At 36.3% G+C, this 19,185-nt stretch carries 16 protein-coding genes and 1 pseudogene; 13 read left to right on the plus strand and 4 right to left on the minus strand.

Annotated elements, in window-relative coordinates:
• Positions 1 to 800: 800 nt before the first annotated feature.
• Both prmA and KKI44_RS19660 read left to right on the plus strand, forming a co-directional pair.
• Positions 801 to 1,628 carry a 50S ribosomal protein L11 methyltransferase gene (prmA, locus tag KKI44_RS19655; protein WP_214588849.1) on the plus strand — a complete coding sequence of 276 codons (828 nt, stop codon included), beginning with the start codon at positions 801 to 803 and terminating at the stop codon, positions 1,626 to 1,628.
• A gap of 71 nt (positions 1,629 to 1,699) precedes the next feature.
• The gene (locus tag KKI44_RS19660; RefSeq protein WP_214588850.1) at positions 1,700 to 2,542 is read left to right on the plus strand and encodes an SH3 domain-containing protein; all 843 of its coding nucleotides are present in this window, start codon (positions 1,700 to 1,702) and stop codon (positions 2,540 to 2,542) included.
• A 113-nt stretch (positions 2,543 to 2,655) separates the two neighbouring features.
• Here KKI44_RS19660 and KKI44_RS19665 read toward each other — a convergent pair whose 3' ends face one another.
• The 4 genes from KKI44_RS19665 to KKI44_RS19680 all read right to left on the minus strand — a co-directional run bounded on the left by KKI44_RS19665 (position 2,656) and on the right by KKI44_RS19680 (position 4,181).
• Complete coding sequence (locus tag KKI44_RS19665) at positions 2,656 to 2,901, minus strand: hypothetical protein (protein ID WP_214588851.1); 246 nt, start codon at positions 2,899 to 2,901, stop codon at positions 2,656 to 2,658.
• A 270-nt stretch (positions 2,902 to 3,171) separates the two neighbouring features.
• Positions 3,172 to 3,504, minus strand: coding sequence for a helix-turn-helix domain-containing protein (locus tag KKI44_RS19670; protein ID WP_214588852.1), 333 nt, complete (start codon positions 3,502 to 3,504; stop codon positions 3,172 to 3,174).
• On the minus strand, positions 3,476 to 3,718 hold the full coding sequence (locus KKI44_RS19675) for a hypothetical protein (RefSeq protein ID WP_214588853.1): 243 nt from the start codon (positions 3,716 to 3,718) through the stop codon (positions 3,476 to 3,478). Before KKI44_RS19675 ends, KKI44_RS19670 begins: the two co-directional genes overlap by 29 nt.
• A 4-nt stretch (positions 3,719 to 3,722) precedes the next feature.
• On the minus strand, positions 3,723 to 4,181 hold the full coding sequence (locus KKI44_RS19680) for a transposase (RefSeq protein WP_214588854.1): 459 nt from the start codon (positions 4,179 to 4,181) through the stop codon (positions 3,723 to 3,725).
• A gap of 433 nt (positions 4,182 to 4,614) precedes the next feature.
• Here KKI44_RS19680 and KKI44_RS19685 point away from each other — a divergent pair, with 433 nt between their 5' ends.
• The 11 genes and pseudogenes from KKI44_RS19685 (at position 4,615) to KKI44_RS19735 (ending at position 19,083) form a co-directional block, all read left to right on the plus strand.
• Positions 4,615 to 6,624, plus strand: a complete 2,010-nt coding sequence (locus tag KKI44_RS19685; RefSeq protein ID WP_214588855.1) for a beta strand repeat-containing protein — start codon at positions 4,615 to 4,617, stop codon at positions 6,622 to 6,624.
• Positions 6,625 to 6,758: 134 nt separating this feature from the next.
• Complete coding sequence (locus KKI44_RS19690) at positions 6,759 to 7,754, plus strand: T9SS type A sorting domain-containing protein (protein ID WP_214588856.1); 996 nt, start codon at positions 6,759 to 6,761, stop codon at positions 7,752 to 7,754.
• A gap of 18 nt (positions 7,755 to 7,772) precedes the next feature.
• Positions 7,773 to 8,654, plus strand: coding sequence for a hypothetical protein (locus KKI44_RS19695; RefSeq protein WP_214588857.1), 882 nt, complete (start codon positions 7,773 to 7,775; stop codon positions 8,652 to 8,654).
• Between the two features lie 339 nt (positions 8,655 to 8,993).
• Positions 8,994 to 10,703, plus strand: coding sequence for a helix-turn-helix domain-containing protein (locus KKI44_RS19700; protein WP_214588858.1), 1,710 nt, complete (start codon positions 8,994 to 8,996; stop codon positions 10,701 to 10,703).
• 893 nt (positions 10,704 to 11,596) lie between these two features.
• A pseudogene (locus KKI44_RS19705) lies at positions 11,597 to 11,986 on the plus strand (arsenic resistance protein); the annotation flags it as partial.
• 130 nt (positions 11,987 to 12,116) lie between these two features.
• On the plus strand, positions 12,117 to 12,509 hold the full coding sequence (locus KKI44_RS19710) for a hypothetical protein (RefSeq protein WP_034722840.1): 393 nt from the start codon (positions 12,117 to 12,119) through the stop codon (positions 12,507 to 12,509).
• 137 nt (positions 12,510 to 12,646) lie between these two features.
• Positions 12,647 to 13,525 carry a DUF3347 domain-containing protein gene (locus tag KKI44_RS19715; RefSeq protein ID WP_027374764.1) on the plus strand — a complete coding sequence of 293 codons (879 nt, stop codon included), beginning with the start codon at positions 12,647 to 12,649 and terminating at the stop codon, positions 13,523 to 13,525.
• 38 nt (positions 13,526 to 13,563) lie between these two features.
• Positions 13,564 to 15,663, plus strand: coding sequence for a heavy metal translocating P-type ATPase (locus KKI44_RS19720; protein WP_201443577.1), 2,100 nt, complete (start codon positions 13,564 to 13,566; stop codon positions 15,661 to 15,663).
• A 6-nt stretch (positions 15,664 to 15,669) separates the two neighbouring features.
• Entirely contained in the window at positions 15,670 to 16,323 is a 654-nt protein-coding gene (locus tag KKI44_RS19725) for a DUF3347 domain-containing protein (protein ID WP_027374766.1), read from the plus strand.
• A 1-nt stretch (position 16,324) separates the two neighbouring features.
• Positions 16,325 to 16,780 (plus strand): heme-binding domain-containing protein, encoded by a 456-nt coding sequence (locus tag KKI44_RS19730; protein ID WP_027374767.1) that lies wholly within the window; start codon positions 16,325 to 16,327, stop codon positions 16,778 to 16,780.
• Between the two features lie 14 nt (positions 16,781 to 16,794).
• The gene (locus KKI44_RS19735) at positions 16,795 to 19,083 is read left to right on the plus strand and encodes a multicopper oxidase domain-containing protein (RefSeq protein ID WP_027374768.1); all 2,289 of its coding nucleotides are present in this window, start codon (positions 16,795 to 16,797) and stop codon (positions 19,081 to 19,083) included.
• The last annotated feature ends 102 nt before the right edge of the window (positions 19,084 to 19,185 follow it).

Below are 19,185 nucleotides of genomic sequence, written 5' to 3' on the forward strand. Positions count from 1 at the left end.
AACTGAAGGATACCCTAAAAATTAATTAGGGTGTAGTAAAAAACTCTTTGTGTGCTTGGTTAAGTGGAACGCCTTAGCGAACTTAAAAATATGCAGTAAGTTTAAAAAAAAATCTTCGCGGACTTTGCGTTAAAAACAAAACTAATCGCGTTTAAAAAGAAAACCATTAAGAGAATTTAAGCAGTTAAGAAGAATTAAGAATTTTGCAGGCAAACTGAAAAATAAGCTTAAAAAATAATTAGGGTGTAGTAAAAAACTCTTTGTGTGCTTGGTTAAGTGAAATCGAAGATTCGACGTAGTCAAACGCCTTAGTGAACTTAAAAATACCCAGTAAGTTTTGAAAGAAAAATCTTCGCGGACTTTGTGTTAAAAACAAAACTAATCGCGTTAAAAATAAGAACAGCAATATTCCAGAAATAAAAAATAGAGATTCTTCCTTCGTCAGAATGACAAACTAAGCGTATTACCTTCGCTGAGTGAAACGCCCTTGCGAACGAAAAATGTTTTCAATAATTTCAATAAACCTTTGCGTCTATTGCGTTTAAAAAGAAACCATTAAGAGAATTTAAGCAGTTAAGAAGAATTAAGAATTTGCAGGCAAACTGAAGGATAAGTTAAAAAAATGCTTTGCGTGCTTATTTAAGTGGAACGCCTTAGCGAACTTAAAAATATCCAGTAAGTTTTTAAAAGAAAATCTTCGCGGACTTTGCGTTAAAAACAAAACTAATCGCTTAAAAACAAAACCAGCAATATTCCAATAAATCAAAAAAGTAGTTTTATTTTTGCAACAAATTATTCACATGCAAAATTATTTAGAATTCGATTTCAAAATTACACCGCTTCAGCCGTGGAACGAAATATTAATGGCAGAACTTATTGAGATAGGTTTCGACAGTTTTACGGAAGAAATCAATGGTATTTTAGGATATATTCAGAAAGATTTATTTAATGAAGAAGAGCTGAAAGCGTTACCGCTTTTTCAGAATGAAGAGGTAAAAATTGAATATACTTTTAAGGAAATGCCGAACATCAACTGGAATGAAGAGTGGGAAAAGAACTTTGAGCCGATTAATATTGATGATAAAGTGCTGATCAGAGCAGAATTCCATGAATCAGTTCCGGGAATGCACGAAATTGTTATTCAGCCGAAAATGTCTTTCGGAACAGGGCATCATCCGACAACGCATCTGATGATCCAGCAGATGATGGATATTGATTTTAACGATAAAAAAGTTTTGGATATGGGTTGTGGAACGTCGGTTCTGGCAATTTATGCAAAACAGATCGGAGCTGGAGAAACCAAAGCGATTGATATTGATGAATGGTCGGTGGAAAACTCCAAAGAAAATGCAGTAAGAAATAATGTGGAACTGGATATTGAACTGGGAACTGCGGAAAATTTAGGCAAAGAACATTACGATATTATTTTGGCAAACATCAATAGAAATATTTTAATTTCAGACATTCCGACGTATGTTTCTGTACTAAATGAAGGTGGAAAATTACTGCTTTCCGGATTGTGTTTCTTCGATGTGGATGATATTCTTGAAGTGTGTAAAGAAAACGGTTTAACGCTTACAAAAAAACTTCAGAGAGAAGAGTGGGTAAGTTTGCTGCTTGAAAAATAAATAATCACATTTTTCACTTAGCCTAAACCTCAATCTTAACTTAGTCTTAACCTCAGTTTTAGCCAAATCTAATGAAAACCTTTTTCACCATTCTGTTTGTATTCATTGTTCAGATTTTCTCTGCGCAGGAAGATGATTATGCATATGCAAACGGAGTTTTCGATTTTGAAGAAAATAAAACACAGAAAATATTCACGGACTGGACGAGAATCAGACAGTCTCCGAATGTCAGTTCTCCGGTTTTGGATTCTCTTCAGAGCAATCAGCAGATTTTAATTGTTAAAAAAGACGAAACGATCCTGAAATTGGGCGAAAGAAGAGCGAACTGGTATAAAATTTCTTACCAGAAAGGGGATACAACTTCCGAAGGTTATGTTTGGGGCGGAAATCTGGCAGTTGGTTATAGAAATAAGAATGGCTACGATTTTCTTTTCGGTCTCACCAAAACATTAGCGAAGAAAGATCCCGGCTTTAACGCAACTGTTCAGCAGAATTACGCTTCTGTAAAAGTTATGGAAGGAAATACGCTGATTGATGAGGTTTCTTTTGAAACAGGTTCGGGAGAAAGTTTAAGCTACGGAAGTTTTGCAACGGAAAGTAATCATAAGCTTAAAAACGTTGAACTGACTTTAAAAGCCACTGTTTCGGGCGAAGCCTGTGGGATTCCTAGTTATGACCAATATATTTTGTTTAGAAATAAAAAGCTGATTACTTTACCTCAGTTAATGAGTGTTGGTGATGCCGATGTTTATTACCATTCTGAAGAATTTGTTTTCCCGAATGACAAAGGCGGAATTCCCAATGCTTTCATCTTTAAAATGGAAGAAATGGAAAAGGATGAAAAAGACCGTGAAAAGAAGAAAAAAGCTACTAAAACCTACGTCTGGGACGGAAGTTCTTATCGCTTGAAGTAAAGTCAAATAGGTTGTCTCAAAAGTCAAACTATTTGACTTTTGTCATTCTGAGAGCAGCGAAGAATCTCTAAAAATCAAATAATTAAGATTCTTCACTATATTCAGAACCTACTTTATTTGTTTAAGGTTATAATGTAACTGTAAGCTATTTTTAATCTCTCATTGCAATATTCCATAATTATTTTTTCTTCTTTTTCATAAAAAGAAGGAAATAATAATTTGCAAATTTGTATAGATTCCCATATAATTTTTAAAACTCTTGAGAAAGTAATTGCTTTTTGTCTTTTTTTTAAATTATTTTCCTTTATAAGTTTTTGTATTCTTTGTTCTACATAAAGTTTTACTTTTTTCTTTGTCATAAATTTATTTTATTTATTTCACAAAGATTTAGCTTTTAATTTATTGTCTATCAGAGTGAACTGAAAAAAATAAAAATATAATTATCAATTTATAGTGTGATGCTAAGAAATTATAATAAGGTGCAAATTAAAAGAGGGCTGAAATAGATCAGTCCTCTTTTGTTTTTAATTGCAACTTTTAGGTTGAATTAATGTGTCCTGTTGTTTCAAAAATCATGTATTAGTCAACAAATCAGGACGCTGTTATATATGAAGTGTTTTTTTTATTTTTTATCGGATGAAATTTATTTCCTTGATTTTTTTCCATTTTGTAACGGTATTCCTGCTCATTTTAAAATGACTGGCAAGCTGGGTATTGTTGAGGTTGTTCTTTTTTTGATATTCAAGAATCTCAGATATTGTTTTTTTGTCGTAGGAACGGTATTGCTGATTAAAAGCTTCATTGTTCTTACCGAATATAAGCTCATTCAGTCTTATAATGTCTACAAAAGACAGATGTTTTTTGGAAAGCAGCTTTGTGCATTTTTCCTTTTTCTCGGGATATTTTTCAGACAACAGATCATTGTAAATTCTTTTATAATTCGGTTTTTTTAATTCTTTCATACCAATAATAATATCTTTCTACTGTAAAACTTACCTTTTCATTTTCAAAATACACATACAGAACTTTCTTCATTATTTTTTTTCTTTCGATATAAATCCACAGATCTTCTTCAGAATATTCTGCGTCTTTTTCTCCTAAAATATGAATGATTTCCTGTTTGCTTTTTCCTTTCAGCTGAGACCGGGTTATATTTTCCGTCTTTTTATTTTCCATTTTTTTAGGTTGATGGAGGATCATTTTTTTTGATGAGACTTTTCTCATGTTTAGAAATCCATTTATATAATGTTGTTTTAGGAATGTTATATTGTTCCATTACTTCATTTTTAGACATTTTTCCCTTGTTGATCTTTTCCAGAATAAATTCAATAATTTCTTTGGTATAGATATTTTTCCGGAACTGCGGTAAGGAAGACTTTTTGGCAGGAACTTTATTGTAATTTACATTTCTCTGTGGAGCATGCAATATTAGATGCTGTGTATAGATCCTGAAAAAATCATACTCTAATAATTTAGACCATTTCAGCAGATCTTCACAATAGATATCGTTTTTTTCAAACTGATTTAAAATTTCTTCTTCACTGCATTTAAAAAATCTTGTAATTCTTGTCATATCCAAATTGCTTTCTTCTACTCTTTCTTTTAAAAGAGATCCTATATGAATATTCTTATATGCCATAATTTGTGTTTTTTCCTAAAATAATAAAGGAGGATCGAAATGAGGGAGGCTTATTTTAATAATGGGTGGTGATGCAGAGAAGGTAGATTTTTATATCGCGCAAATTTCTTTAAAAAGATTAATTCCTGAAAAACATGCATTCCACTAATTATAATTTTGTTGAATACTGAAGAATTTTAATCTCTTTTTTATTCCTGAAATATGAGTACAATATAAAAACAGGTTTTAAAAATTAACATATTGATTATCATGTTTTTAATTGCTTGTATTTACTGTGCAAAATCGTAATTTATCGAATCATTTGTTTATTTCTGAGACTCTTAAGCTATAATTTTGCACACGATTTATCTCAGGACATACCATCACTCAGTATGTTGATTTAATTAAATCTTAATTGAATTATTTCGGTCAAAAAAGAAAAATCATAAAAAACATGAATAGAAAAATTGTACTCGTATTAGTATTATCTATGACAGGAATTGTAGCTAATGCACAGACTTCTCTTGGAAAGGTTGGGATTAATACTCCGTCACCCAATGCAACACTGGATGTTACAGGAAATCCAACAGATACCAATGCTGCGGATGGAATTCTTGCTCCACGTCTTACAGGAAATGAATTGAAAGCAAAAGACGCTTTGTACGATACACCACAAATAGGAACTTTGGTGTATGCAACAGCGGCAGCAAACCCTACTACAACAAAAACAATAAACGTAACTTCAGAAGGATATTACTATTTCGATAGCAATAAGGTTTGGGTAAAAATACCCAATGGAACAGTAAACAACGGAAATTTTTGGTCTTTGGCAGGTAATGCAGGAACTACACCCGGCACGAATTTTCTAGGTACTACCGATGCACAAAACTTAGTGTTTAAAGTAAATAATATATTGTCAGGATATATCCAATATACTCCAACGCTATTAACAGCTACTACCGGTTTTGATCACAGAACAACCTTTGGTTACAATGCGGGATCTTCCATTACAACAGGAGATGACAACACTTTGTTTGGATCATACGCAGGTACCGGAATAACAACAGGAACAAGAAATACAGTATTTGGTTCTCGTGCGATGTCTTTAAATACAGTTACAACAGTTGATAATACAGCGATAGGGGCTTTTGCTTTAGCAAACAATACAGGTGCCAGAAATATGGCAGTTGGTTCAAATACGTTATATAATAATACAACGGGAAATAACAACGTAGCACTTGGGGATACTGCATTAAATAATAATATTACAGGAAGTCAAAATGTGGCTGTAGGACAAAATTCTTTATCTGTTTTAGGCTTTGGAGGCGCAGCGGCGGGAACAAACAATACAGCTATTGGGCAATCTTCTTTAGGGAGCATGACCACGGGTACTGGAAATACAGGAATTGGTGCTTCCACGGCAATAAGCAATGGCTTAACCAATGCAACGGCAATAGGTTATCAAGCTTCTGTAACACAAAGCAATAGTTTAATTTTGGGAGGGATTACAGGTGTGAATTCCGGAACAGATACTAATATAGGGATTGGTACCACTGCGCCTGCTGCAAAATTAGACGTGGTAGGTACTGCAAGAGTGTCTAACACTACAGCAAGTACTGCAGCAAAAATTTTAGGAACCGACACCAACGGACAGTTGAATGATATTACCCTGGGTTCAGGATTGGGATTATCTTCCGGAACATTATCCAATACCGGTGTTACGAGTTTATCTGCAACAGCTCCCATCACAGTAAGTGCCCCAACAGGAACAGCCACAATAACCTTAACCAGAAATAATCTTAACACAGGTACAAGTTCTTCAACAGCTACAGCTCCGGTTACAATTACCAACGGAACAAATGCTGTTGTAAACGGAGCAAACACTTCGGTTACGGTAAATAATACAGCCCCTTTATGGAATGCCAGCCAATTGCAGGGAAGCAATGTAAGTACAGCTGTACCTACGGATAAACAATACCTGAAATACAACGGGACAACTTCACAGTGGGAACCTACTACAGTGGATAAATCGGGTGCATCGGCAACCAATACAGGAACACAGAGTTTCGTTATTACTGCCGGAACTTCTTCTACCACGCAGATTACTTTGAACAATAAAACTTTTGGAGGAAAAGTCGCAGACAATTTAAGTGAATTTGATACTGCCACAGGAAAGTTTACTGCGAAAGGTGACGGAGTGCGTGTATTTTCCATTGCTTATAATTTCACAAGAACCGGTACAGGAGCTACGCCCGTTATTAGTTTTGATATAAATGGTGTTTCAGGATCATCACAGTCTATTAATGCATCGGGAACCACAATTACCGGAACTTATATTTTTGCAGCGTACTTAACGAACGGCAGCACTTACTATCCGGAAATCAATATAACACTTGGAGGATCAACAAATCAGACTTACACTTTTACTCCAAACAGCAACTTCTTTGTCGTAACACAGCCATAATTTGATATATGCCGATAAACATGATATTCCGGACGCGCATTGATCTTTTTAATCCGGATGTCTAATAAATAAAAATTGTAACATTTTTTATTTCAATATGTTATAGAGGCAGAATTTTAAAATAATAATTTTTCATGAACAAAAAATATGCATTATTACTTTTGTTATCTTCTTCTTGGATGTTTGCCCAGCAGACATTACAAACAGAAAATTACGAAAAGTACGCCACTACTAAAAGCACGAGTGGTAAAACAGTTCAAAGCCTGAACGAAGGCTTGTTTGCGGAAAACCTGATGGCTTATCCGGGTTATGGTACCACCAGAAAACATTTTGTAATAGGACAGTTGGGAGCTGTTCAAAACGTTTACACTAAAGTTTCTAAAGATGAAAATACCCTGTTGGTTTCTTTTATCCTTAATCTTTCCAAAGCGGACGAAACAAAAGAGCTTCAGCTTTTGGATCTGAAAGTTCCTACCTCTATGTACAAAGGAAACAGTTTTGTACAGCTGTCGGTAAAAAATAGGGGGAAGAAGTTTGCATTCAGTCTTACTGATACCAATAATCCCGAAAACAGGACAGATCCCGGAAATACCTTTAATTACAATGAAGATCATTTAGTAGTTCTGAAAGTGAGTGATTTCAACACAGCAAAAGCTGTCTGCGAATTATTTGCTGATGAAGATATTGCGAATTTATCAGAAAGCATTGCAAAATTACAAGGTCTGACATTGCCGGCAAACAAAGAGCATGAAAACGGTAATGGGATTTTGTTTACCGCTGCACTGCATCAAAGTAATAAAGCTTCTGTTACAGAAGGTAAAGTTGGTCTTCTGAAAATAAGCAGAGGAAAAGAAAAAGATATTAGAGATTTAGTAAATACAGAGACTACGAAATTAGCGGCTTCCCAGGCAAAACAGGGTGTTCTCCAGATATCTTCCATAGAATCTTACAAGAATGCTGAAGTAAAAGTGTATAACGCAGCAGGAAGCATGGTTCAGCTTCTTTCGAACATAAATATTACCGGAAGAGGAGTACAGGAACTCAGAATAAATCCTTTAAGTGAGGGAGTATATATTTTCACGATTAGAGATGCTCAACACCAGTATCAAACCAAATTTATAGTTAAATAAAATAAAATTATATAGAAAATGAAGAAATTATTTATCATTGCAGGTGCATTTGCACTTTCATCAGCGGTTAATGTAAAAGCTCAGTCGGGAATTGCCCTTGAAAAAATAGCAGTAGGTACAGAAGCGGTATACAACAGCGGTCTTGATGATACCAAAATTGCGTATTTCCAAAACCAGCCTTCAACCGGCGATGGTACTTTTATCCATAACAGCGGTTCCGTTACCATAGGAGATAAAAATACAGAAAACACAAAAGCTTTGCTGGAATTATCCTCTACAAATAAAGGATTTTTGCCAACAAGACTTACGACTACACAGATTAATGCATTGGGTGCAGCGGCTTCAGAGCGCGGAATGATCGTGTATGATACTACCAAAAAATGTCTTTCCCTATTCGATGGTTCTGCATGGAACTGTATAGGAGGTTCAGGAGGAGCTGTTTTTGTTGATTATAAGATTGTGGGAGCAGGAGGAACATTTAATGCCAATAATAATCAGGCAGGTTCTCCGCCGTATATCGTTAAATCTGATGATTATCTAATAGAATGGCAGGCTAAATCTACCAATGCGCTTGGCTTTAATGTTTCTATAGGAAATGCAACGCCTTACACACTTCCTTTAGGAATCAATGCAGCAGCCAATTTAATATTGCCGGATCCTGCAACATGTAAAGGAAGACAGCTGAAAATCTACAATAATTCTTATGAAGCCAATTATCCGTCGGGAGCATATACCTACATCTGGACAAATTATCCGATTTATAATACAGCAAACAGCGGACAGTTCGCCTACGGATTACCGGCTGTTACAAACTACCAGATAGCATGGGGCGCGAACCTTAATAAAGTTACCATCACAAGCAACGGAACGTATTGGGTGTCGGATAATTATAACAATTAATGAAAGGATTCTGATAACCGATAATTACTAATAACTTTTTGATGTCACACTTATAGGTTGGAAACTTAAACTTTTATGAAGTCTTGATTTCCGGCAGATTGATTATAAATCGTTGCATTATCTTTATCTGAGTAAAAGTTTAATACGTTGTAAGACCATCAAAACTATAATATTTTAACAGGATAATTTTTTTGGAAATAATTGTGAATTGCGCCCCAAATTAATTTGGGGCGTTTTTTATTCTTATAATCCTTAATTACGGATAATCAAAAATATTTTAATCTTTTATGAATAACAGGAATATAAAACTGAAACATTAATTTTGTGTAAAACCTGAAGATGATGAACCGTTTATTTATTACCCGATTTTTCGTTTTGATGTTATACTGCCTTTGTGTATATGCAAAAGGAGAACAGAAGAATGTTTATAATAATACAGATTCTCTGAAAAAATATTCTGTGGACGTTCTTGTGCAAAAATGTTATTCGGACATCAATCCAAAAATCTACTGCGATGAAATGCTCAGCCGGAAATTATCTGATGAAGAGAAAACAAAGTGCTATAATATTTATGCATTAAAATACTGGTTTGAAACGGTTAATAATTATGAGAAGGCAATACAATACCTGAACTTATCCAATGTGTATGCTAAAAAGACAGGAAATGTTACTTTTGAAAAAACAAACCTGAATATCATTGCTGTCATATACGCATTGCAAAACAGATATAGATATTCGCTTCAGCTTATAGAAAAACGAAACAGGCTTAAATCTGTTGAAAAAACAGATGAAATACAAGAACTGCTTTCCGGAGGAGACGATGACGCAATCTATGCTCTGTTAGGAAATTTCGGAAAATCCATCAAAAGTTATCAGAGAGCTATTAAAAATATAGATGATTATCTTTCTTCACACACAGACATTTCCCCTGAAAAAAAGTATCAGTTAACTTTTTATAAATGTATTAAATACAAAAATATTTTTCTGAGTTACGATTACGAGAAAAAACTGGATTCAGCAGGAATTTACCTCAACAAAATAAAAAATTCAACACTGTTACAAAAAGATAAAGATGATATTATCGGCTGTACTGAAGCAGATTATTTTATTCTTCTCGGAAAACTGGATTTGGCAATACAGAAAGCAACAAAAGATAAAAACGAATCTAAAAATGACAAAGCCAGAGTTTTTTATGATTTATATTATCTGGCAAGAGCCTATCAACTGAAGAAAAATTATAAAGAATCTTTAAAATACTGCGAACAGGGGCTTAATACAATTGTTCTGAATATAGATTTTGTAAATATCGAGCTTGAGCTTTACCGGATAGCAATGGAAAATGCCGATAAATTAGGCGACAATGCCAATTATCTCAAATATTCAAAACTCTATCAGGAAAAAAACAAAAAACTGAATTATGATTCCAAGGCGGAATTTATTTCGAAGCTGTACAGTCTGGATCAGATAGAGCCTCTTGAATATGAATTAAACCATACAAGAAATTTCATGACTTATCTTTGGGTTGCCATACTGCTTTTAGGATCGCTTACAGCATTTTTAATCCATCGTTTCTTCACCTTAAGAAAGTATAAAAAAAGGTTTATGGAAATTAATGCAGATTTTGAAAAGGAAATTCTAAAACAGAAACAGGATGAAGGAGAACCTAAAATCTATAGAAATAATCTTTCTGACGAAAAAGAACAGGAAATTCTGGACAAACTGAGTAAGTTTGAAAAGAAACAGCAGTTTTTATCTCCTGCAGTTTCTTTAAGTTCTCTTTCTGCACAGATAGGAACCAATACGAACTATCTGTCGTCTATTATTAAAAAACATAAAGAAAGCAATTTTAATGGTTATTTAAATCAGTTAAGAATAGATTATATCGTTATAAAATTAAAACAAAACCCGGAATATCTCAATTACAAAATTAGCTATCTTGCCGAAGAATGCGGCTTTTCTTCTCATACAGTTTTCAGCAGAATTTTTATAGACAAAATGGGAATTCCTCCTTCAAAATTTATTGAATATCTAAAAAAGGAAAAAGGGTAAGAGTGCAGATCAATGAAATATTATAAACAAAAAACCTCATAACAAAATTATGAGGCTTAAGTGAACTTGGAAGGATTATCTTCGAACCGTCTGATACAAGATTTGAATTGGATTTTGAAATTAAATATTTGATTATGAGTTGTTTGTGTAGGTTTTCGGAGAGTTCGAATCCTTTTGCGATATGTTGACGGGAGCAATTTTTCGAACTTTTGTCCTAATATTTTAAGAGCTCTAATTTTCAATATATTGGTTTTTAATACTTTATGATTTGTAATTCAAGTTCGAATCCTCTTGCCATAATGATTTTATTAAGTTATTTTGACTATTATAATAGTAAAAATAGGTAATTTTCAGCTTGGAGTTGATTTATTATCAACTCCAAGCTCGTTTAAAAGAAATAATGTACTTTTATAAATTTAGCTAAAAATTTCCATAAAACTTTCTTAGTGCGTTTATCCTTAACAGTAACTTTTGCAACATTGTATGATTATTATTTGGATGAAAAGCCCTACTATGTTTTCATTTTCTCATTTTTGAGACTAATAAAGGAATTATTGAACTTTACTCAATTTTACCTTTATTTTTGTTTACGGGAAACCATATTTGAACTTTATGATGAAGCTGTTTTTGATCCAGCTATTCATTATAATAATGAGTAAGGATGCTACCCCTAGTTGGGCTGGCTATATTTTTTAATGAGAAGTACGCTATGTAAGGCACTTGAGAAATAAGTTTATTGGGTGAAGCAATTGATGATAAATATTTGCCTGAGATTGGAACAAGACGAAGACTTTCAATAAAAACTAATAATTTAGAATTTTAAAGACAAAAGCATATTTGAGTAAGGGTTCTGATAAATTGGCCAAGTACAAAGATGTAATCAAGGAATTAATAAGTTTATACCCCGAATATCACCCATTACAATGTATGCTTTATTGTTTACAATCGTATTAATGTTCAGTCTGAAAGGCGATAAAATATTAGAATTGCCAATGGATGTGATAAAAGTTGCCATACCCTTAATCATCTATTTTGTACTAATGTTTTTTGTTAGCTTCTATATCAATAAAACGCTGAAAGTTCCTTACGACAAAAATGCCTCAATAGCCTTTACAGCTACAGGCAACAATTTTGAATTGGCGATAGCAGTAGCAATAGCTGTTTTTGGCATTCACTCTCCGCAGGCATTTGTAGGCGTAATTGGTCCATTAATAGAAGTTCCCGTGCTTATTTTATTGGTAAAAGCCAGCTTGTGGCTAAAGAAGAGATATTGCAATAATTAGATTGATTTAAAAAGAAATCAGCACAAAGTTATAAAATTCAGAAATTTTTCTAAATTCAATTTTAACTTTGTATAAACTTTACAGTTTATATTTAATAATCACAAAAAAATAAATTCATAAATTTGTCTAAGTGAAAAATTGGAACAAACATATCACCATAGTTCTATGGCTATTTTGGGGATTTCTATTGGCTCCCAACATAAGCTATGCCTGTTCAAAAGCTCCAATTAAAACGGAACAACAGAAATTTTCAAAAAATCATCACGAGAAAGCAGAAAAAAAGGATTGTTGCAAAACCAAATCCTGTAAAAAATGTAAAGATGGAAATGGCTGCGGTGGTAATTGTAAGCATAACTCGTGTAAGTGCGGCGTTTCTTCACCAAATTCTTTAAGTGTACCAATCGCAATAGAATTAAAAGCAAAGAACTATTTTGCTGAAACCAAAAAGCAAAAATTCGGTTTCAAAGAAGCCTATTATTCTTCAGGCTTTTTCTCCATTTGGCTTCCCCCTAAAATAAGCTAAAATTATGACTTGACAGCCATAGGTACGTCTTGTCAAAAGCTGTTCCGGCTTTTTTTAATCCCTAATTTGTATCATTTATTTAAAATTTCAAACAGAAATGGGTTTGCTAATGCCCCATTTCTTAAAATGTAATTATTATGAAATCATTATCAAAAATAGTGATGGTAATCGCTGTATTACTATCATCAATAAACGGCTTCGCACAAATCAAGAATGCGAAAACAGAAACCGTAAAGATTTACGGAAATTGTGGTATGTGCAAAACCACCATCGAAAAAGCAGGTAACGTAAAAAAGGTAGCCAGTGTGGACTGGAACAAAGATACCAAGATGGCTACGCTCACCTATGACGGCGACAAAACAAATCAGGATGAAATCCTGAAACGTATCGCCTTAGCAGGTTATGATAGCGAGAAGTTCTTGGCGCCAGATGATGTATATGCAAAATTACCCGGTTGTTGCCAGTATGATAGAGCGTTGAAGCCAACTGCCAAAAACAAAGAGGCAGGAATGGATATGAACGCCGGGCATGGCAATCACAATCATAGTGAAATGACAGCACAGGGTAACAAGAATGCTACTCAAAATCAATCACAACTAAAACCTGTATTTGACAACTATTTTTCAGTTAAAGATGCTTTGATAAAAACAGATGCGGCGACCGCATCCGCCAAAGCTGCTGAATTGTCGGCATCCATTAAACCAGTTGATATGAGTAAGCTATCGGTAGAAGAGCATGCTGTTTGGATGAAAATAATGAAAGACTTAGCAGCCAATACAGAAAGTATATCAAAATCAAAAGATGTTGCAAAACAGAGAAATGCTTTTGCCAAACTCTCGGGCAATATTTACACATTGGCTAAAGTATCTAAACAGGATGTACCCGTTTATTATCAACATTGCCCAATGTATAATGGCGGAGCAAACTGGTTAAGCAAAGAGAATGCGGTTAAAAATCCGTATTACGGTTCACAAATGCTTACCTGTGGTAGTACAGTTGAAATTCTTGGCAAGTAAATCCTAAACTTACAATTATGAACAAGTACACTTGTCCTATGCACCCGCAGGTGCTAAAAGACGAACCGGGAAAATGCCCCCTTTGCAGCATGGCATTGGTTCCCATAGGCGGTACGTCAGCCTCTCATGAACACACATCAGGACATGGGCATTCGGGACATGCTCACCCTGACCATGCTAAAGAAAGTTTTGATAAACATGAGGGGCATCATACGGGCGATTTCCTCGCACGTTTTTGGGTAAGCCTCATCATTACAATTCCTATCCTGCTGCTGTCGCACATGATACAGCAGTGGTTAGGCTTTAGCTTTACTTTCAGTGGCGATAAGTATGTGCTGCTTGCGTTGGGTACGGTTATGTATATCTATGGAGGCTTGCCATTCCTAAAAGGAATGATTGGCGAGATAAAAGCCAAAGCCATAGGCATGATGACCCTTGTTGCCATCGCCATATCGGTAGCCTATATCTATTCGGTAGCCGTTGTGTTTGGTTTGCAGGGGATGGATTTCTTTTGGGAGTTAGCCACGCTTATTGACATTATGCTATTGGGGCATTGGCTCGAAATGCGTTCTCAAATGGCTGCATCGAGGGCATTACAGTCGTTGGTGGCTTTACTGCCTAATGATGTTACCGTGGAGCGGAACGGAGAAGCTGTAAAGATAAAGCTCGAAGACCTGCAAAGCGGTGAAACGGTTATCATAAAACCGGGAGAAAAAATTCCTGCCGATGGATTGGTACTGGAGGGGCTTTCGTACATCAATGAAAGTATGCTTACTGGAGAAAGTGTTCCGGTAAAAAAAGAAGCCAACAGTAAGGTTATTGCAGGCTCTATCAATGGCGATGGTGCGGTAAAAGTTAAGGTAACAGCGGTCGGAAAAGACAGTTACTTAAACAGGGTTATCAATCTTGTACAAGAGGCACAGGCTACCAAGTCCAATACACAAAACCTTGCGGACAAAGTAGCAAAATGGCTCACCTTTATTGCTATTGCCGTAGGCATAGGCACATTCATTTATTGGTATGCCAGCAATGGGGATATTGCTTTTGCATTAGAACGAATGGTTACTGTAATGGTAACAGCTTGCCCCCACGCATTGGGCGTAGCTATCCCTTTGGTGGTCGCTATTTCCACAACGCTATCGGCGACCAATGGGCTGCTTATCCGCAACCGCACGGCATTTGAAACGACCCGGAAGCTATCTACCATCATTTTTGATAAGACCGGAACGCTTACCAAAGGTTCCCACGCAGTAGAAAAGGTTTTCCCTTTAACAGATGAATATAATGCCGATGAGGTTATCCAGTATGCTGCCGCAGTACAGCAAAATTCAGAACACCATATCGCAAAAGGTATTATGGCTGCATTGAAAGAAAGGAGCCTCACCCTATGGAAGTCTGAAAACTTTAGCTATATGCAGGGCATAGGTGTAAAAGGTGTTGTAAACGGGAAAAATGTCGTAGCGGCGGGACCGAATTATTTCGCCGAAAAGCACCTTTCACTGCCCGAAATCCCAACTGAAATCAATCAGGAAGCCGAAACGGTAAACTTTGTTTTAATCGAAAATAAAGTAGCAGGTATCATCACTTTGGCAGACAGTATCCGTGAGGGTTCAAAGCAAGCTATTGACGACCTCAAACGATTGAATATCAAATCCTTTTTGCTTACAGGCGACAATGAAAAGATTGCTGCTGCGGTAGCTGGAAAATTGAGAATGGATGGGTATTTGGCAAATGTACTTCCGCACAATAAGCAGGAAAAAGTAAAGGAATTTCAAAACAAAGGTGAAGTTGTGGCAATGACAGGCGATGGCGTAAATGATGCTCCTGCGTTGGCACAGGCAGATGTTGGCATTGCCGTAGGTTCCGGTACAGACGTGGCAGCCGAAACTGCGGACATTATATTGGTGGACAGTGACCCCAGAGATGTGGTCAAACTGATTGACTTCGGCAAACTTACTTATAAAAAGATGGTACAAAACCTGATATGGGCGGTTGGCTACAACGTGGTAGCAATCCCTCTTGCCGCAGGTGTACTCTATCCGAAATTTATTTTAAGCCCGGCAATGGGTGCTGTACTGATGAGCATAAGTACCATTGTAGTGGCTATTAATGCAAGTTTATTAAAAATCAAAAAGTAAATAAAAATGAAAAATATAACAATATCAATCTTCGCTGTTATCACAGTATTTATAGCAGCTTCATGTAATCAGTCGTCAACTAAGAACAACGAGCTGTCCGAAAATAATACAACTGCCACTTCGGGCGAGCAGGCACCTTCTCAGTCAAAAGTGAATGACACAGTGCCCTTACCAGCTACGCCTGATACATCCATCGGTAAGAATGCAGGAGAAACAGCAACTGGTGGTTTTTCTATTGCGCCCATAGTGGCTGATTATCTGTCACTGAAGAACGCTCTTGTTTCAGACGATGCTAATGCTGCTGCCGATGCAGGTAAAAAGCTGTTTGCCACCCTGAATAAAGTGGACATGAAAACCGTCCCTGCCGATAATCACAAAAAATACATGGACATAACAGATGATATAAAGGAAAACGCAGAGCATATTGGCGACAATGCAGGTAAAATTGATCATCAGAGAGAGCATCTGGCATCATTAAGTGAAGATATCAGTGATCTTATTACGCTGTTCGGTTCTCCGCAGGCACTCTATCAGGATCATTGCCCAATGTTCAATGATGGCAAAGGAGCTATTTGGTTAAGCGAAAGCAAAGCAATCAAAAATCCTTATTACGGTTCAAAAATGATTACCTGCGGTATGGTGGAAAAAACCTTTAATTAATATGTCCTTAACGAAGAAAATCATATTGGGGTTGACTATTATCTTAATCGGCATACAGTTTTTTCAACCGTTACAGAACAAGTCGGATGAAGTGACAGCCTCTCATATTGAAAAGGTGTATGCCGTACCCCAAAATGTAAAGGCTGTCCTTGTCCAATCCTGCTACGACTGTCATAGCAACAATACCCATTATCCGTGGTATAGCCGCATCCAGCCGGGGTCATGGTATATGGCGCAGCATATCAAAAAAGGTAAGGAGGAACTCAACTTCAGCAACTTTGGGGAGTATTCCCCCCGCAAGCAGCGAAATAAGTTCAGGGCTATGGCGGGACAGGTCAAGGACGGAGAAATGCCCTTATCGTCATATACACTAATTCATCGCAATGCAGTATTGTCGCAAGAGGATAAGCAAGTTTTGGTGAAATGGTTTGGCGTAATGGAAGACAGTATTAAATAAAATTTTTAAAATCAATGAACAGATATAAGAATATACCCATAAAAATGCTGCAAACGGTATTGCTACTGCTTTGCGCACAAACCCTGTTTGCACAGAAAGTGGTGCATTACGAATTGTATGTAAAAGATACGCTTGTCAATTATGCAGGTAAGCAAAAAAGAGCGATTGCCGTAAACGGTCAAATCCCGATGCCTACGCTCACTTTCACCGAGGGTGATACAGCCGAAATTGTTGTTCATAATCAATTGAAAGAAAGCACATCGCTGCATTGGCACGGTGTATTTCTCCCCAACAAAGAAGACGGAGTTCCCTGGCTTACCCAAAAACCGATAGCTCCCGGGGCTACCTATACCTATCGTTTTCCTATTATACAAAGCGGAACGCACTGGTACCATTCGCATTCTGGATTACAGGAACAGATTGGGATGTACGGAAACTTTGTAATGAAGAAAAGAAAGGACGATAAGACGTTTAGAAAAGGAATAGATGATTTACCTGAAGTTCCCATTGTTTTAAGCGAATGGACCAACCTCAATCCAAAAAATATCAACAGAATGCTGCATAATGCCAACGACTGGGCAGCGATTAAGAAGAATTCAACACAGTCTTATGCAGAAGCCATTCGTGAGGGTTATTTTAAAACCAAGCTAAAAAACGAATGGAAACGTATGCTGGCAATGGATGTAAGCGATGTTTACTATGACAAAGTACTAATGAATGGAAACAATACCACAGATTTAAAAACCATCGATGGCAAATCATTGAAAGCAGGCGATAAAGTGAGGTTAAGAATATCCAACGGTGGAGCTTCTTCTTATTTCTGGTTGCGTTACGCAGGTGGAAAGATTACAGTAGTCGCTAATGACGGCAATGATGTAGAACCTGTAGATGTTGACCGGTTGATTATTGGTGTTTCAGAAACTTACGATGTTGTGGTTACGATTCCTGCCGATGGCGTGGCTTATGAATTTTTGGCAACAACCGAAGACCGAACACAGTCTGCAAGTTATTTTGTTGGAAATGGTGTTAAACAGTTGATTTCCCCTCTTCCCCGTCTTAAATATTTTGAAGGAATGAAAATGATGAACGGTATGATGAAAATGAACGGAGATCTGGATGATATGGGCATGAAGATGAGCCTGAACAAAATGGACATGAACGTAGTGATGTATCCCGAAATTACGGGACCAGCCGGAAAGAAAGAAGATCACAGCCAGCATAATATGGATATGGAATCTGGAATGAAAATGGACACCGACCCGAATAGATACAATGCAAATGCCCTGGGAGATATTACAACTCTAAATTATTCAATGTTGCAATCTCCATATAATACTACATTGCCAAAGGAGGCTCCTGTAAAAGAATTGAAATTTACACTAACCGGAAATATGAACCGCTATGTTTGGAGTATGGATAATAAAATCCTTTCCGAAACGGACAAGATACCCGTAAAAAAAGGTGAGGTTTTACGCATTACCATTTATAATAATTCGATGATGCGCCATCCGATGCACCTTCACGGGTTTGACTTCAGGGTAATAAATGGAAAAGGAGAAAAATCGCCGCTAAAAAACGTACTCGATATTATGCCGATGGAGACCGATACCATTGAATTCCTCGCAAATGAAGAAGGAGACTGGTTTTTCCATTGCCATATCCTTTATCATATGATGTCGGGTATGAACCGTGTTTTTTCGGTCGGTGATTATCAAAATCCAAATTTGCCAGACAAGAAACAAGCCTATAATATGTTGCAAAGAGAAAGCAATATGCCTCACTTTATGGCAGAAAATGATTTTGCGACCAATGGAAACGACGGTCAGGCTATGTTGCAGAATGCCCGATGGAGTTTGGGTACAGAATGGCGATTAGGCTACAACAGTATGCACGGTTATGAAGTGGAAACTCATCTTGGCAGATACATCGGAAAAATGCAGTGGCTGATGCCTTTTATTGGTTATGACTGGCGATACCGTAAAATGGGAATTGACCAGCAGGAAAAAAACCTGTTTGGCCAAACCAATGAGAAAGATACCCGAAGGGCCTTTAGTTTAGGTGTAATGTACACTTTACCAATGCTGGTCAATTTTCAGGCAGAGGTTTATCACGACGGTATTGTAAGATTGGCATTGATGCGTGAGGACATTCCGATTTCTAAGAGATTGAGAGGAGGATTTATGGTGAATACCGACAAAGAATATATGGGAGAACTCAAATACATTATCAATAAAAACATCGGAATCCGGGCTCATTATGATAGTGATATGGGATGGGGAGCCGGATTGTCACTTGTGTATTAATAATAATATTATAAGTTTTTGGATAATTATTTGATTTACTATAAATAAATGGAACTGCAATTGTTTCCACTGAAAATATAACAATTAGCTGTTCCATTTAAT

It is taken from the genome of Chryseobacterium sp. ZHDP1 (genome assembly GCF_018603435.1).
GTDB classification, from domain to species: domain Bacteria; phylum Bacteroidota; class Bacteroidia; order Flavobacteriales; family Weeksellaceae; genus Chryseobacterium; species Chryseobacterium indicum.

Bases quoted from the DNA above. Each gene is read 5' to 3' on its own strand.
- KKI44_RS19720 (WP_201443577.1), top strand. From the start codon at position 13,564: ATGCACCCGCAGGTGCTAAAAGACGAACCGGGAAAATGCCCCCTTTGC.
- KKI44_RS19660 (WP_214588850.1), top strand. From the start codon at position 1,700: ATGAAAACCTTTTTCACCATTCTGTTTGTATTCATTGTTCAGATTTTC.
- KKI44_RS19680 (WP_214588854.1), bottom strand. From the start codon at position 4,181: ATGGCATATAAGAATATTCATATAGGATCTCTTTTAAAAGAAAGAGTA.
- KKI44_RS19690 (WP_214588856.1), top strand. From the start codon at position 6,759: ATGAACAAAAAATATGCATTATTACTTTTGTTATCTTCTTCTTGGATG.
- KKI44_RS19695 (WP_214588857.1), top strand. From the start codon at position 7,773: ATGAAGAAATTATTTATCATTGCAGGTGCATTTGCACTTTCATCAGCG.
- KKI44_RS19670 (WP_214588852.1), bottom strand. From the start codon at position 3,504: ATGAAAGAATTAAAAAAACCGAATTATAAAAGAATTTACAATGATCTG.
- KKI44_RS19725 (WP_027374766.1), top strand. From the start codon at position 15,670: ATGAAAAATATAACAATATCAATCTTCGCTGTTATCACAGTATTTATA.
- KKI44_RS19665 (WP_214588851.1), bottom strand. From the start codon at position 2,901: ATGACAAAGAAAAAAGTAAAACTTTATGTAGAACAAAGAATACAAAAA.
- prmA (WP_214588849.1), top strand. From the start codon at position 801: ATGCAAAATTATTTAGAATTCGATTTCAAAATTACACCGCTTCAGCCG.
- KKI44_RS19730 (WP_027374767.1), top strand. From the start codon at position 16,325: ATGTCCTTAACGAAGAAAATCATATTGGGGTTGACTATTATCTTAATC.
- KKI44_RS19685 (WP_214588855.1), top strand. From the start codon at position 4,615: ATGAATAGAAAAATTGTACTCGTATTAGTATTATCTATGACAGGAATT.
- KKI44_RS19675 (WP_214588853.1), bottom strand. From the start codon at position 3,718: ATGGAAAATAAAAAGACGGAAAATATAACCCGGTCTCAGCTGAAAGGA.
- KKI44_RS19700 (WP_214588858.1), top strand. From the start codon at position 8,994: ATGATGAACCGTTTATTTATTACCCGATTTTTCGTTTTGATGTTATAC.
- KKI44_RS19735 (WP_027374768.1), top strand. From the start codon at position 16,795: ATGAACAGATATAAGAATATACCCATAAAAATGCTGCAAACGGTATTG.
- KKI44_RS19715 (WP_027374764.1), top strand. From the start codon at position 12,647: ATGAAATCATTATCAAAAATAGTGATGGTAATCGCTGTATTACTATCA.